General features: G+C 28.0%; 15 protein-coding genes. 12 read left to right on the forward strand and 3 right to left on the reverse strand.

From position 1 onward, the window contains the following. Nucleotides 1–909 precede the first annotated feature (909 nt). The 3 genes from ppa to aspS are packed head-to-tail and all read right to left on the reverse strand — an operon-like array spanning nucleotide 910 to nucleotide 3,790. Complete coding sequence (gene ppa / locus F1B92_RS02175; protein WP_154570277.1) at nucleotides 910–1,431, reverse strand: inorganic diphosphatase; 522 nt, start codon at nucleotides 1,429–1,431, stop codon at nucleotides 910–912. 12 nt (nucleotides 1,432–1,443) lie between these two features. Next, nucleotides 1,444–2,034, reverse strand: a complete 591-nt coding sequence (locus F1B92_RS02180) for an adenylate kinase (RefSeq protein WP_154570278.1) — start codon at nucleotides 2,032–2,034, stop codon at nucleotides 1,444–1,446. Nucleotide 2,035: 1 nt separating this feature from the next. Then, nucleotides 2,036–3,790, reverse strand: coding sequence for an aspartate--tRNA ligase (gene aspS / locus F1B92_RS02185; RefSeq protein ID WP_154570279.1), 1,755 nt, complete (start codon nucleotides 3,788–3,790; stop codon nucleotides 2,036–2,038). A gap of 90 nt (nucleotides 3,791–3,880) precedes the next feature. Here aspS and F1B92_RS02190 point away from each other — a divergent pair, with 90 nt between their 5' ends. The 12 genes from F1B92_RS02190 (at nucleotide 3,881) to mrdA (ending at nucleotide 14,009) form a co-directional block, all read left to right on the forward strand. Beyond that, nucleotides 3,881–4,750, forward strand: a complete 870-nt coding sequence (locus F1B92_RS02190) for an NAD(+) kinase (RefSeq protein WP_154570280.1) — start codon at nucleotides 3,881–3,883, stop codon at nucleotides 4,748–4,750. Further along, nucleotides 4,747–6,270 (forward strand): AAA family ATPase, encoded by a 1,524-nt coding sequence (locus tag F1B92_RS02195; RefSeq protein ID WP_154570281.1) that lies wholly within the window; start codon nucleotides 4,747–4,749, stop codon nucleotides 6,268–6,270. Before F1B92_RS02190 ends, F1B92_RS02195 begins: the two co-directional genes overlap by 4 nt. A gap of 79 nt (nucleotides 6,271–6,349) precedes the next feature. Next, nucleotides 6,350–7,132, forward strand: a complete 783-nt coding sequence (locus tag F1B92_RS02200; protein WP_154570282.1) for a TatD family hydrolase — start codon at nucleotides 6,350–6,352, stop codon at nucleotides 7,130–7,132. A 9-nt stretch (nucleotides 7,133–7,141) separates the two neighbouring features. Beyond that, entirely contained in the window at nucleotides 7,142–8,341 is a 1,200-nt protein-coding gene (locus tag F1B92_RS02205; RefSeq protein WP_195836268.1) for a lytic transglycosylase domain-containing protein, read from the forward strand. Then, on the forward strand, nucleotides 8,322–9,080 hold the full coding sequence (locus F1B92_RS02210; RefSeq protein ID WP_407643621.1) for a septal ring lytic transglycosylase RlpA family protein: 759 nt from the start codon (nucleotides 8,322–8,324) through the stop codon (nucleotides 9,078–9,080). Before F1B92_RS02205 ends, F1B92_RS02210 begins: the two co-directional genes overlap by 20 nt. A gap of 12 nt (nucleotides 9,081–9,092) precedes the next feature. Next, complete coding sequence (gene hisB / locus F1B92_RS02215) at nucleotides 9,093–9,656, forward strand: imidazoleglycerol-phosphate dehydratase HisB (RefSeq protein ID WP_154570283.1); 564 nt, start codon at nucleotides 9,093–9,095, stop codon at nucleotides 9,654–9,656. Next, entirely contained in the window at nucleotides 9,653–10,135 is a 483-nt protein-coding gene (locus F1B92_RS02220) for a KdsC family phosphatase (RefSeq protein WP_154570284.1), read from the forward strand. The genes hisB and F1B92_RS02220 overlap by 4 nt, the downstream gene beginning before the upstream one ends. Continuing rightward, nucleotides 10,114–10,641 carry an LPS export ABC transporter periplasmic protein LptC gene (lptC, locus tag F1B92_RS02225; protein WP_229770884.1) on the forward strand — a complete coding sequence of 176 codons (528 nt, stop codon included), beginning with the start codon at nucleotides 10,114–10,116 and terminating at the stop codon, nucleotides 10,639–10,641. Before F1B92_RS02220 ends, lptC begins: the two co-directional genes overlap by 22 nt. Beyond that, a complete protein-coding gene (lptA, locus tag F1B92_RS02230) occupies nucleotides 10,623–11,108 on the forward strand; it encodes a lipopolysaccharide transport periplasmic protein LptA (RefSeq protein WP_154570285.1) in 486 nt (161 codons plus the stop codon). Before lptC ends, lptA begins: the two co-directional genes overlap by 19 nt. Beyond that, complete coding sequence (gene yihA, locus F1B92_RS02235) at nucleotides 11,105–11,701, forward strand: ribosome biogenesis GTP-binding protein YihA/YsxC (RefSeq protein WP_154570286.1); 597 nt, start codon at nucleotides 11,105–11,107, stop codon at nucleotides 11,699–11,701. The genes lptA and yihA overlap by 4 nt, the downstream gene beginning before the upstream one ends. A 27-nt stretch (nucleotides 11,702–11,728) precedes the next feature. Beyond that, entirely contained in the window at nucleotides 11,729–12,223 is a 495-nt protein-coding gene (locus F1B92_RS02240) for a hypothetical protein (protein ID WP_229770885.1), read from the forward strand. After that, entirely contained in the window at nucleotides 12,213–14,009 is a 1,797-nt protein-coding gene (mrdA, locus tag F1B92_RS02245; protein WP_154570287.1) for a penicillin-binding protein 2, read from the forward strand. The genes F1B92_RS02240 and mrdA overlap by 11 nt, the downstream gene beginning before the upstream one ends. The last annotated feature ends 1 nt before the right edge of the window (nucleotide 14,010 follow it).

Below are 14,010 nucleotides of genomic sequence, written 5' to 3' on the forward strand. Positions count from 1 at the left end.
AATAAACAAACTAAGATAAATAAGCCGTATTAACTAATATAAACAAAAAATAACCTAATGCAAATTGATGATTTTGGAGTTAAAAGATAGTTTTAATTAATAAGCTTTGCTAAATTAAGTGTTTTAAAATTTAAAAAACACCGATAAATAAACAATCTTATAGCCTAAATTTATCAAGCTTTTAAACCTTTTTTTGCATCTTGTTTAAAAACTGCTAATGATATAATTGGTTTTAAAATTAATTTTGATGAGTTAAAGTCTTAATGGCTTAAAAAATTTATAGCTCAATTTAGTTAAAAATATAGCATAAATTGATTAAAAAAATTCCAGATATGTTTGTGATATTAAAGTTATTAAGTTTAAGAAATCTTTATGATAAAAAGTTTAAAGAGATATCTAAATTTAGTGGCAAAATATTTTAAATATATAAAAAGTGGCTTTAGTTTTAAAATAATTATACTTAAGTTACTAATTTATCTATCTTGATAATTATCTAAAATCACAAGAGTAAAGCTAGATAAATTTGTAAATATTTTTACATATAAATGATTAGAGGCTGAAAGTTGTTAGGTAAATTTAGTAATTAAAAGTAATATTTTTGTTTTGTGGTTATAAAATATACTAGCTTAATGGTTAAACGTAAGGATTAAAAAGAGTGAGTGCATCAAAAAAATTAATAAAATTTATATAAAACATAAAAAATAAAAATGAGAGGAGATTTTGAGTTTAATTTAATAATATTGATTTAATTTATAATCAGATTTGTTTATTTAATACTTTTAATTTGTTTAGAATTGAGTTCAAAAAATGACAAAATTTTTTGTAAATATGCTTAAATTTAAAATATTTTAATCACTTAATTAAACTAAAACTATAAAGAAATAAATTTTCTTTATAGTTTGTATATTTTTAGGCTTTAAAATTTTTGATAGCGTTTTCTAAAATTTCTCTAGCTTTATTTGTATCTGCAAAGTCTTTAACCTTTACCCATTTTCCTGGCTCTAAAAGTTTGTAGGTTTCAAAGAAATTTTTGATTTTATCAAGAGTTATTTTTGGTAAATCATCTATACTTTTTATATCTTCATATCTAGGATCTATTTTACTAATTGGTACTGCTAGAAGTTTTTCATCTAGCCCTGACTCATCCTCCATTATCAAAACGCCTATTAATCTGCACGGAATAACTGAGCCTGCTTGAAGTGGATATTCATTTAAAACTAAAATATCGGCTGGATCGCCATCATCGGCTAGCGTATTTGGCACAAAACCATAATTTGCTGGATAAAACATAGCAGAGTAAAGCACTCGATCAACGACCACTGCACCGCTATCTTTATCTATTTCGTATTTAATATTTGATCCATATGGAATCTCTATAACTGCATTTACCTTATCAGGGTTTAAACCTGGTTGTATTTTTGAAATATTCATATTTATCCTTTATTAAAAATTTTCTATTGTATTTAAAATTTCTTTTCCAATTATTTCGTTCATTTCTGAAACAATCTCATCGATACTTCTTTCGCCACTAATATTTTTATAAATTCCTTTATCGGTATAAAATTTACGAATTTCTTTAATCGGTTCTAGGAATACCTTCATTCTATTATAAAATACTTCTTCATTATCATCACTTCCTCTATTTCTTCCCAAAACTCTTTGTTTAGCTGTTTCTTCACTTACATCAACTTCAATTACATTTAATAAATCTATCTCTTTTTCATCGCTTAAAACTTCATCTAATTTTTGCATTTGTTCTACGCTTCTTGGAAAACCATCTATTAAGATAAAATCGTGGGTTGAATTTTTTATAGCACTGATTATAGTATTTATAACAATATCAAGAGGTACTAAATTTCCTTGTGAGATATAACTTTCAATCTCTTTTCCAAGTTCGCTTTTTTTTGAAACTTCATCTCTTAACATATCGCCTGTTGAATAGTGTGCTATGCTTTGATTTATTTTAGCAACCATACTAGCATCTGTTGTTTTACCACTTCCTGGTGCACCGATTATTAAAAATAATTTTTTCATATCATCCTCTTTTTTCTAAATTTCTTATTCTTAAACCTAGTTCTTTTAATTGTTCATCGTTTGCCCTGCTTGGTGCTTTTGTAAGTGGGCAACTAGCTCTTTGTGTTTTTGGAAATGCTATAACATCCCTTATGCTTGATGATTTTGTAGTTAACATTATAAGCCTATCAAAACCTATTGCAATTCCTCCGTGTGGTGGTGCTCCAAAACTTAAAGCATCAAGTAAGAAACCAAATTTCTCTTTTTGCTCATCTTCATCAATGCTTAGTTTTTGAAATACTTTTTGTTGGATATCGCTTTTGTGAATTCTTATACTTCCGCCACCAAGTTCTACCCCATTTAATACAACATCATAAGCGATTGAGGTTATATCTTCTATATCATCATCAATGTTATTTGGCATCGTAAAAGGGTGATGCATTGCTGAATACGAGCCATCATCGTTTTCTTCAAACATTGGAAAATCTACAACCCATAAAAATTCCATCTTATTTTCATCGATTAAATTTAGTTTTTCGGCTAAAAATAATCTAAATCTCCCCATATAGTCAAGAACTGTTTTTTTCTTACCTGCACCAAAAAATACAACATCGCCTATTTTTAAATCGCATTTTTTTATAATTTCATCAAGATCTTTTTCGTCAAAAAATTTAATCAAAGGCCCTTTTAAACCATCTTCTTTTACTTGAAAAAAAGCTAAACCATTTGCACCAAATTTTCTAACAAAATCTTCAAATCCTTTCATCTCTCTTTTAGAAAATATATTGTCGCCATTTTCAACTTTGATGGCTTTTACGCGGTTTTTTTTCTTATCTTTTGCAATAGAGCTAAAAATTTCATTATTAGATCTCTCAAAAATTTCACTCACATCAACAAGAGGCATATCAAATCTTAAATCAGGCTTATCACTTCCATAATTTTCCATTGCATCTTTATAAGCCATTCTTGGAAAAGGAGTTGAAATTTCGTATCCGCAAACTTTAAAAATATCTTTTAAAACCTCTTCGCCTACTTTTATAACATCATCTTGAGTGTTGAAACTCATCTCTATATCTATTTGTGTAAATTCTGGCTGCCTATCTGCTCTTAAATCTTCATCTCTAAAACATTTCGCAATTTGAAAATATTTGTCAAATCCGCTACACATCAAAAGTTGTTTAAAAAGTTGAGGGCTTTGTGGAAGTGCATAAAATTCACCTGGATAAACTCTACTTGGAACCAAATAATCCCTTGCTCCTTCTGGTGTTGCTCTTGTTAGCATCGGAGTTTCAACCTCTATAAAGCCAAGTTTATCAAGAGTATTTCTACATGCAATGGCAGCTTTTGATCGCATTTGAAATTTTTCAAAACTTTCACTGTTTCTTAAATCTAAAAATCTATATTTTAATCTAGTTTCTTCGCCAACATTTTTATCTCCAATCATAAACGGCAAAGCTTTACTGGAATTTTCGATATTTAACTCATCAACCACAATCTCTATCTCGCCAGTTTTTAATTTAGAATTTGTAAGCCCTTCGCCTCTTAATCTAACTTTTCCGCTTGCTTTTAAAACATACTCATTTCTAACTATATTGGCTAATTCATAAGCTTTTTTGTTATCGGCTGGATCGCAAACTAATTGCACAATGCCGCTTTTATCTCTTAAATCTATAAAAATCACGCCACCGTGATCTCTGTAAGAATTTACCCATCCACAAACCCTTACAATCTCTTCTACATTGTCTTTTGATAAATCACTACAATAATGAGTTCTCAAATTTATCTCCTTTTTTAATTTTTAGAAATTTAAGGCATATTATATTAAAATTTTGCTTTTACAAAGCTAATTTTTATTAAAATATCATCTATGAAAGATATTAATTTAGAAAAAAAATTAAAATTTGTAGGAATTGTGGCTAAAAATGTCAAAAATATTGCAATCATAGAAAAAATTCTAAAAAAAAGAGATATTATAATTTTAATAGAAGAAAAAAATGCAAAACAGATAGATAAAAAGGGCTACACTTTGAATGAAATTTGCAAAAAAACAGACCTTATAATTAGTTTAGGAGGCGATGGAACGCTAATTGGGGTTTGTAGAAAAGTTGTAAATAAAGATGTTTATGTTTTAGGCGTTTATGATGGAAGATTAGGATTTTTAACCGATGTTGATTTAAATGATACAGAGAAATTTTTGGATGAATTTTTTGATGGAAAATATGAAATAGAAAGACCTTTAATTCTTGAGATTAAATTTAAAAAACAAGGATCTAAAGATTTAATTAAATTTGCATTTAATGATGTTGTTGTTTCAAGAAATTCTGTTCTTTCAATGAGTAGGGTTGATGCTTATTTAAATGAAAAATATTTTAATACCTATCACGGAGATGGAGTTATTGTAAGTTCTCCTGTTGGCTCTACTGCTTATAATATGAGTGCAAATGGCCCAATCATCTATCCATTAAGCAAAGTTTTTTGTATTACGCCGATTTGTTCTCATAGTTTAACACAAAGACCAATAGTTTTACCAAGTGAGTATAAATTAAGTTTTAAAAATAGCGGAGATAGTTTGATGTGTGTAATAATAGACGGACAAGAGAGTTTTGAGATGAGTAAGTTTGATAATGTGGAGGTGAGATTGAATTCGCATGTAAATTTAATTAGGCATTTTAATAGAGATTATTTTGAAATTCTAAAAAATAAACTTCACTGGGGACATAATGGAGGTAAATTTTGATAGAGAGAATTTATATAAAAAATCATTTGAGTTTTGAACAAGCTGAGCTTAAATTTGATAAAGGACTTAGTGTTTTTACGGGTGTAAGCGGGGCTGGAAAAAGTATTTTAATGGATGCTATTAAGGCACTTTTTGGACTTAGTGAAAGCGAGGCTAGATTAATAGAAGGTGATGTAAAATTTGATTTTGATATGAGTGAGTTTGGTATAGAAAATTTAGAAATTAATAGCTTTAAAATGGTTAGAGAAAAAAGCGTTAGATATTTTATAAATAGCGAGTTTATATCTAAAAAAAATTTAATTAAAATTTCAAATGAACATATAAAGTATTTAAGCCTTAGAAATAGCGATGAGTTTGATAATGGCAATTTATTAAATTTACTAGATGAAATTTCATCTAAAAATAGCCAAAATCATATTAAAAATTTAAAAAATTTAAAAGAGTGTTTTTTGAAATTTAGTCGCGTAAAAAACGAACTTTTAAAGATAAAAAATGAAGAGATGAAACTTGAAGAGTTAAAAGAATTTGCTAAATTTGAAATTTCTAAAATAGAAAATATAAACCCTAAAATTGGTGAATTTGAAGAATTGATGAGCCTTAAAAAACGACTTAGCAAGATAGATAAAATAAATCAAGCGTGGCAAAAAGCTGAGATTGTTTTTCAAAAAGAAAGTGCCGTGATTGAAGCTTTAAGAGTTAGTGAAATTGATAGTACTTTTTTTGAAGATACAATGAATGATTTAAGAGCAAAAAAAGAGAGTTTAAATATGGATGATTTAGAAAATATCGATATGGAAAAAACTCTTGATAGAATAGAGGCTTTAAGTGGGCTACAAAGAAGATATGGCGGGATAGAAGAGGCTTTAAAAGTGCTTGAAAATAAAAAAATAGAGTTGGCTAATTATGAAAATATAGAATTTACAAAACACGAGCTAGAAAAAGAATTTATAAGTTTAGAAAAAGATTTGAAATTTATTTCAAATTTGGTAAGCCTAGAAAGAAAAAAGAGCAAAAAGATATTAGAGAATTCTTTAAATTTATATCTTAAAGATTTATATATGAGCGATTTAAAAATTATTTTTTTGGAAAAAAATATAGATGAATTAGGTAGTGATGAGATAAATTTTGAAGTATCAAATACAAATTTAAAAAATTTAAGCTCAGGTGAGTTTAATCGCTTAAGACTTGCTTTTATAGCTAGTACTTTAGATATAAAAGGCAGTGCAAATGGGGTGATAATTTTAGATGAAATTGATGCAAATTTAAGTGGAAAAGAGGCGATGAGTATAGCAAATGTGATTGTGAAAATTTCAAAATTCTATCAAATTTTTGCTATTTCTCATTTGCCACAACTTAGTTCCAGAGCAAATTCTCACTTTTTAGTTAGCAAAAATGGCGGATTTTCAAATGTTAAAAAATTAAATGAAGATGAAAAAATTATTGAACTTGCAAGGATGATAAGTGGAGAAAAAATTTCTCAAGAGGCATTAAATTTTGCAAAAAAATTAAAAAATGGATAAATTTTTTTAGTTTAAGCTAAGAATTTAATAAATTTTGATAGACTTAAAAGTCGATTTATAATTAAGGGTGTTAAAAGGTATGATAGTTGATACGCATTGTCATTTAGATGATCAGAGTTTTGACATTGATTTGAGTGAGGTTATCAAAAAAGCAAAGCAAAATGGGGTTGAAAAGATTATAATTCCAGGTGCAAATATGAGTGATTTAGAAAAAGCAAAAGAAATTTCTCATAAATTTGATGGAATTTATTTTTCTGTTGGGGTTCATCCATATTATGCTGATGATTTTGATTTGACCTCTTTAAGAGAGTTTGCAAAAGATGAAAAATGTGTGGCGGTTGGTGAGTGTGGGCTTGATTATTTTAAAATAAAAGAGAAATTTTTAGATGATGAGCTTGTATTGAAAAACAAAAATTTGCAAAAAAGAGTTTTTTTAGATCAAATTTTTCTTGCAAAAGAGTTAAAAAAACCTTTAATAGTTCATATTAGGGATGCAAATAGTGATAGTTTTGAAATTTTAAAATCTAATGCAAAAGATTTAGTTGGCGGTGTTTTGCACTGCTATAATGCAAGCGAGCTTTTGCTTGATTTAAAGGATTTTGGATTTTATTTTGGAATTGGTGGTGTTTTAACTTTTAAAAATGCCAAAAATTTAGTAGAAATTTTACCAAAAATTCCACTTGATAAATTGCTTATAGAAACAGATGCTCCATATCTTGCCCCAACGCCTCACAGAGGAAGAAGAAATGAACCCCTATACACAAATTTAGTAGTAGAAAAAATTTGTGAGATTTTAAATTTAACAAAAGAAGAAGTTGAAGATATAACAACTAAAAATGCAAAGCAACTTTTTAAAATTTAAGGAGATGAATTGAAAATATTGATTAAATTTATTTTATTAATGTTTTTGGCTTTAAGCGTAAATGCAAACAACATAATAAATGAGATTTTAAATGAATTTAATATAGCCGATACAAAAAAAAATAGAGCTATTTTGGAAGATATTTATAAAAAAATAGATAATTTGGATGTAAAATACTTCAAAGATACAATATCTAAGAAAACAGAAAATGTATTTATTATAAAAAATGAACTAAATGAGATAGAAGCCCCTAAATTTTTATTATATCTTGCAATGACAGAATCAAGATTTTTAAATAAAGCAACGTCTCATATGAAAGCAGGCGGAATGTGGCAGTTTATGCCTAAAACTGCTCGTGCTTTTGGTTTAGAGGTAAATAAATATATTGACGAAAGAAGAGATCCATATCTTTCAACTGATATAGCTTTTAAGTATTTAAAATTCTTGAATTCTAAATTTGATAAATGGTATATTTCGCTAATGGCTTATAACTGCGGCGATGCTCGTATGCAAAAGTTGATGAAAAGGTATAAAAGTGATGATTTTTATACTCTTTTAAGTAGTTCAAAAACCCCAATAGAAACTAGAAATTTTATAAAAAGAATTATAAAATTAACAATGATTTCAAAAAATGAAGAAGTTAAAGAATTCTTGACAAATTTAGAGCCAAAATTTGGCTTGGAAAAAATTAAAGTAAGTGGTGGAACTAAGCTTTCAAATATAGCAAAAAGTATAGGTCTTAGCACAAATGAACTTAAAGAGTATAATATGCACGTAACAAAAGGATTTGTTCCTAATAGTAAAGATAGTTATCATTTTTATATACCAGCTAATAAATTAAATTTATACGCACTTAGTTATGTGTCAGATCTCATAAAAGGAGAACGAACTTTAGAAAAAGAGTATAATATCCATAAAGTTGCAAATGGAGAGACTTTAGATGAAATAGCCAAAAAATGGGGTGTTGATGTGAATTTAATAGTTAAAAAAAATAATTTAAAGATTGATGAATCTTTAGATGGAAAAGAACTTAAAATACCTCTAAACAAAGTTATAGAAGCAACGAAAAATAAAGAATATAAAGTCAAAAGCAAAGATACTTTATCAAAAATTTCAAAAAAATTAGATAAAGATATTAAAGAAAATTTAGCCTTAAATGATTTAAAAAATAAAAAATTAATAGCAGGAGATGCAATTGTTATTCCATAGATTGATTATTGTGATTTTATCCTCTTTTTTATTTTATGGGTGTGTTTCTAAGCAAAAAGTTGATTTTAGTAGATCAAGCAGCACTCAAAAGCAAAATTCATTAGTTTCAACAATGAGACCTTATACTATACATGGAAAAACATATTATCCGCAAACGGTTAAAGTAGGTGAAATAGAAAATGGATTAGCTAGTTGGTATGGTCCAAAATTTCACGGTAAAAGAACTTCAAGTGGTGAGATATACGATATGCACGCTATGACAGCTGCTCATAAAACTTTTCCGATGAATACAATCGTAAAAGTTACAAATTTAAATAATTCAAAATCAGCAATCGTTAGAATCAACGACAGAGGACCTTTTGTAAAAGGAAGAATTATTGATTTATCAAAACAAGCAGCCGCCAAATTAGATATAATTTCTACCGGCACAGCACCTGTTAAGGTTGAAGTTTTGGGCTTTAATGGAGATAAAATTAGCAAAGATGCACCAAAAGAAAAACGAATTTTTGTAGGTGGAAATTTTATGGTGCAAATAGGAGCGTTTAGAAATTTAAATGGTGCTAAATTTTATCAAAAATCACATAATGGTGAAGGTGGCTATAAAACTATAATAAAAACATATCAAAAAGATGAAATTCCATTACATAGAGTATTTTTGACTGGTTTTAAGAGTGAGGATGAAGCAAGAGATTTTATTAAATTTACAAATATTAATGGTGCTTTTATAGTTAGAGAATAGTTTGGAAATAAAATGAAAAGAATTACAAAAGAGACAAATATCGAGTTAGAGTTAAAAATTTATGGCAATGGTAAAAGCGAAATTTCAACTGGTATTGGATTTTTTGATCATATGTTAGAGGCTTTTTCTAAACACTCTTTAATTGATTTAAAAATCAAATGCAGTGGCGATTTAGAAGTCGATGATCATCATAGCGTTGAAGATGTAGGTATAGTTTTAGGAATGGCTTTAAGGGAGCAAATTTATCCTATAGAGAATGTAGAGAGATATGCAAATTCGGTAGTTGTTATGGATGAGACGGCTGTTGAGTGTGATTTGGATTTGTCAAATAGAGCTTTTTTAGTTTATGAGAGCTTAAAAAGTGGATTTATTGGCAAATTTGATGCTGAGCTTTTGGAGGAATTTTTTAGAGCGGTTGCTTTTAATGCTGGATTTACTTTGCATTTAATAAAGAAACGAGGCACAAACAAACATCATATAGCAGAAGCTACATTTAAGGCATTTGCTATAGCTTTAAGAAGGGCTTTAGAAAAAAATAAAAGAGTTGGAATTCCTAGTACAAAGGGTGTTTTATGATTGAAATAATTTTTTTAGATGTTGATGGATGTTTGAGTGATGGAGGGATTTATTACTCAAATTTAGGCGATGAATTAAAAAAATTTAATGCAAAAGATGGTTTTGGGATTATGAATTGGCATAAAATTGGTAAAATTTCAGCCATAATTACAGGTAGAAAATCTAAAATAGTTGAAAATAGGGCAGAAGAGTTAGGCATCAAATACGTCTATCAAGGTGCAAATGATAAATTTTCTATAGCGCAAGATATTTTAAAAAAAGAGAATTTAAGTTTTGAAAATGCTGCAGCAATTGGAGATGACTATAATGATATAAAGCTTTTAAATGCAGTTAAAATGAGCTTTGCTCCGCTAGATGCCTTGATAAAAAGCGATTTTAAATTGTCAAAAAAAGGTGGAGATGGTGCTGTTAGAGAGATGATTGAAACGATTGTAGAAAAAGAGAATTTAAGGGACGTTTGGTTGCAAGGATGGCTATAAGAATTTTTTATATTGCAATATCTATTTTTAGCGTTGCTATGGTTTTTTTAAGTCTTCAAACGCCTTATTTTAGAGATTTTTTTAAATCAAATTTAGAAATAGCATCTATGGAGATGATAGATATTGTTGATTATGGGATTACGCCTGATATAGTTAATTCAAAATATACAGCAAAAAAGGGCGTTAAATTTAAAGATAGAGATGAATTCTATGATTTTAGAGGTCAAATTTTAGGTGACTTTAATCATACCTTGTCATCAAAAAAAGCTTTATATAAAAATAATACCATTACGCTATTTGACGATGTAAAGTATAGCAATAGCGATGGTTTAAACTATCTTAGTGATGAAATTATTTATAACACAAAAACAAAAATAGTAAAAAGCCAAAATCAATTTTTAATGCTAAAAGGTGAAAACAACATAACAGGAAAAAATTTAGTTTATGATTTAAATAAAAAGCAGAGTTTTGCTAAGGAGGTTAAAGCATGGTATCACATAAAATAGCATTAATATCGATTTTATTTATATTTTCAGGGCTTTTTGCACAAGAAATAGAAATAGTTGCTGATAATTTTTTTGCTGATGAGATTAAAAAACAAAGCATCCTAAGCGGAAATGTTTTTGTTAAAAAAAGCAACCTCGATACTTTAAAAAGTGATAAAATTACTATATATTTTGATGATAATAAACAGCCTTTAAGATATATTGCTACAGGAAATGTTAAATTTGAAATTTTAATCGATAATAATAAATATAACGGTCATGGAGATAAACTAACTTATATTTCAGCAAATAAAAAATATATTTTAGAAGGGAGTGCGTGGATTAGCGATATCAAAACAAAAAGAGAAGTTTTTGGAGATGAAATCACAATTAATCAGTTAGAAGGAAAATATGAAGTTAAAAGTTTAGAATCCAACAAAACGCAAAGCAAAAAGCCAGTAAAATTTATATTCAAGGTCAAAGAATGATTAAGCCAAGTAGTGCAAAATTTATAATCTCATCTCCAAATTTAGAGAGTTGTAAAAATTTTGGACTTAGTGAGATTGCATTTTTAGGTAGATCAAATGTTGGAAAAAGCAGTTTTATAAATGCTTTAATAAATCAAAATTTAGCAAAAAGCAGTTCCACTCCAGGAAAAACGAGGCTTATAAATTTTTTTGAAGCAAATTTTGTAGATGATGACAAAAATAAATTTAACTTTATTTTTGTTGATTTACCGGGTTTTGGTTATGCAAAAGTATCTAAAAAAATGCATCAAATTTGGCAAAGCTCGCTTGATGAGTTTTTAAAATTTAGAACCAGCATAAGGCTTTTTATCCATCTTAGGGACTCAAGACAGTTTAATTTAGATATTGACAATGAAGTTGATTTTTATCTAAAAAGCTTTTTAAGAAGCGATCAAGAAATTTTAAATTTCTATACTAAATCTGATAAATTAAATCAAAGCAATAAGGCAGCTGTGCTTAAATTTGATAAAAATGCTAAATTTATTTCTACTTTAAAAAATACGGGCATCGATAAAGCAAGAGAGATTATCGTGTCCAAGGTTTTTGGGGTATGATAATTTTATTTTATAAAAGATAAATTTATGTATGCAAAAAGCAAAGATATCTATTTTTTAAGAACTGCTGTTTTTATAATATTTATAATCTTATATCAAATTTTAAGCTCTGTTTTTCAGGGGCTTGCACCTTTGATTGGACTGTTTTTTTCATATTGTGTTATCCTTAGATATGAAAAGGAAAAAAGTCATCAAGACTATAATCATAAGTGGTATTATGTTATATTTTTTCTTTTTTTTGCTGAGCAAATTCATGGATTTGAGCTTTTTTCTGTAGCTATATTTTTTGGATTTTTTTGGAATTTTTGCTTTGGATATTTATTTTCTTGGATTAAAATTAAAAATTTATTTTTAATTTTGCTAGTTTTTTTTGGATATTTGGGGATTTTTTTAGTAAGCAATTTACTTTGTTATATAAAAAATGAAGATTTTTTAGAATTTAGCTATGAATATTTAATTTATATTGTTATTGAGTCGTTTTTAGCTTTTATCTTTTTAAGAGGGCGAATTTATGGGCCGTAGAGTTAAAATTTTAGCCATTTTCATATTCTTAGTTTGGATAATTTTAATAGCAAGAGTTTATTTTTTAAGCATAAAATCAAGTGATTATTACGCTAAAATGGCACTTTCAAATGCCGTTAAAACAGAAATCATCTCTCCAACAAGAGGTCAAATTTTAGATAAAAATAATCATCCTTTAGCAATAAACCGTCTTGGGTATTCAATACTTTTAAAACCGCATTTAAAAGATAAATTTTTAGACGAAGAGATTTCTAAAATAACTGAAATTTTTAAAGATTTTAACGCCAGCATTCTTAAAAAAGAGTATAAAAAACAAAATTCTGCTTACAATCAAGACTATATTAAAGTTGTTGATTTTATAGATTATGATGATATGATACCTCGTTTTTCTAAGATAAATTTATTTAATAATATCTTAATAGAACCAGCTTCAAAAAGACACTATCCTTTTAATGAGCTATCATCTCATATAATTGGCTATGTTGGGATTGCAAATAGTAAAGATATAGAAAAATTTCCTATTGCAAAATATACTAATTATGTTGGAAGAAGTGGGGTTGAAGCTTTTTATAATGAAATTTTAGCAGGAGAAGTAGGCAAAAAGATTACAAAAGTTACGGCGTTAAATAAAGTTGTAGAAGAATTAGAATATAAAAAGCCAAATAGTAATGATATAGCCCTTCATATAGATATAAAACTTCAGAAATTTCTACAAGATCTTTTTAAAAACAAAGCAGGTGCAGTTGTGATAATGGATGTAAAAGATGGGGCGATTATTGGAGCGGGGAGTTATCCAGAATATAATTTAAATCCATTTGTTACAGGAATTTCTACGAGTAGATGGAATGAGATAATAAATGATTTAAATCACCCTTTTACAAATAAACTTATAAATGGTCTTTATCCACCAGGTTCTGTTATAAAAATGGGTGTTGGGATGAGTTTTTTAAATAGTGGAAAAATAACAAAAGATAAAAGCTATAAATGCAGTGGTTATATAGTACTTGGTAAGCGTAAATTTAGATGTTGGAAAACTTGGGGTCATGGAAGCGTTGATTTAAATAAGGCTATCAGGGAGAGTTGTGATGTTTATTTTTATGAGGGAAGTTTAGAAGTTGGGATAGACTTTATAGCTACAAATTTAGAAAGATATGGTTTTGGTAAAAAAACGAATATTGATCTTCCTAACGAATTTATAGGAACTGTTCCAAATAAAGCTTGGAAAATGGAGAAATTTAGGCGTCCATGGTATACGGGAGAGACTGTAATTACATCTATAGGTCAAGGAAATTTTTTAGTAACGCCGATGCAGATTGCAAAGCATACAGCTGAAATTGCTAGCGGTAAAGGACTAACGCCTCATTTTTTAAAAAGCATTAATGGCAAAGATGTTAAATTTGATACTTATGAAATTTTTACTCCATTTGAGAAGTTAAATTTACCAAGTATTAAAAAAGCGATGTATGAAGTAGCAAATCATCCAAAAGGTACATCTTATAACTATTTAAAAGATAGTATTGTAAAAATAGCCGCTAAAACGGGCACAGCACAAGTTGTTGGAATTCCTCAAAGCGAATTAGTTAGAATGAAAGAAAGCGATATGGAGTATTTTCATAGATCTCACTCTTGGATAACTGGTTTTGCTCCATATGATGATCCAAAATACGCTGTAACTGTTTTGGTGGAACACGGAGGAGGCGGAAGCAGTACTGGTTCGCCGATATTAAAATCTATATTTGAAAAACTTGTAGAGATGGGTTATATTGATTTAAATTCCACCAAATAGA

It is taken from the genome of Campylobacter portucalensis (assembly GCF_009690845.1).
Lineage (GTDB): Bacteria > Campylobacterota > Campylobacteria > Campylobacterales > Campylobacteraceae > Campylobacter_B > Campylobacter_B portucalensis.

Excerpts from the sequence above, each read along its gene's own strand:
- F1B92_RS02180 (WP_154570278.1), bottom strand. The coding sequence starts at position 2,034 with ATGAAAAAATTATTTTTAATAATCGGTGCACCAGGAAGTGGTAAAACA.
- yihA (WP_154570286.1), top strand. The coding sequence starts at position 11,105 with ATGATTAAGCCAAGTAGTGCAAAATTTATAATCTCATCTCCAAATTTA.
- F1B92_RS02200 (WP_154570282.1), top strand. The coding sequence starts at position 6,350 with ATGATAGTTGATACGCATTGTCATTTAGATGATCAGAGTTTTGACATT.
- hisB (WP_154570283.1), top strand. The coding sequence starts at position 9,093 with ATGAAAAGAATTACAAAAGAGACAAATATCGAGTTAGAGTTAAAAATT.
- mrdA (WP_154570287.1), top strand. The coding sequence starts at position 12,213 with ATGGGCCGTAGAGTTAAAATTTTAGCCATTTTCATATTCTTAGTTTGG.
- F1B92_RS02240 (WP_229770885.1), top strand. The coding sequence starts at position 11,729 with ATGTATGCAAAAAGCAAAGATATCTATTTTTTAAGAACTGCTGTTTTT.
- lptA (WP_154570285.1), top strand. The coding sequence starts at position 10,623 with ATGGTATCACATAAAATAGCATTAATATCGATTTTATTTATATTTTCA.
- F1B92_RS02210 (WP_407643621.1), top strand. The coding sequence starts at position 8,322 with ATGCAATTGTTATTCCATAGATTGATTATTGTGATTTTATCCTCTTTT.
- ppa (WP_154570277.1), bottom strand. The coding sequence starts at position 1,431 with ATGAATATTTCAAAAATACAACCAGGTTTAAACCCTGATAAGGTAAAT.
- F1B92_RS02190 (WP_154570280.1), top strand. The coding sequence starts at position 3,881 with ATGAAAGATATTAATTTAGAAAAAAAATTAAAATTTGTAGGAATTGTG.
- F1B92_RS02220 (WP_154570284.1), top strand. The coding sequence starts at position 9,653 with ATGATTGAAATAATTTTTTTAGATGTTGATGGATGTTTGAGTGATGGA.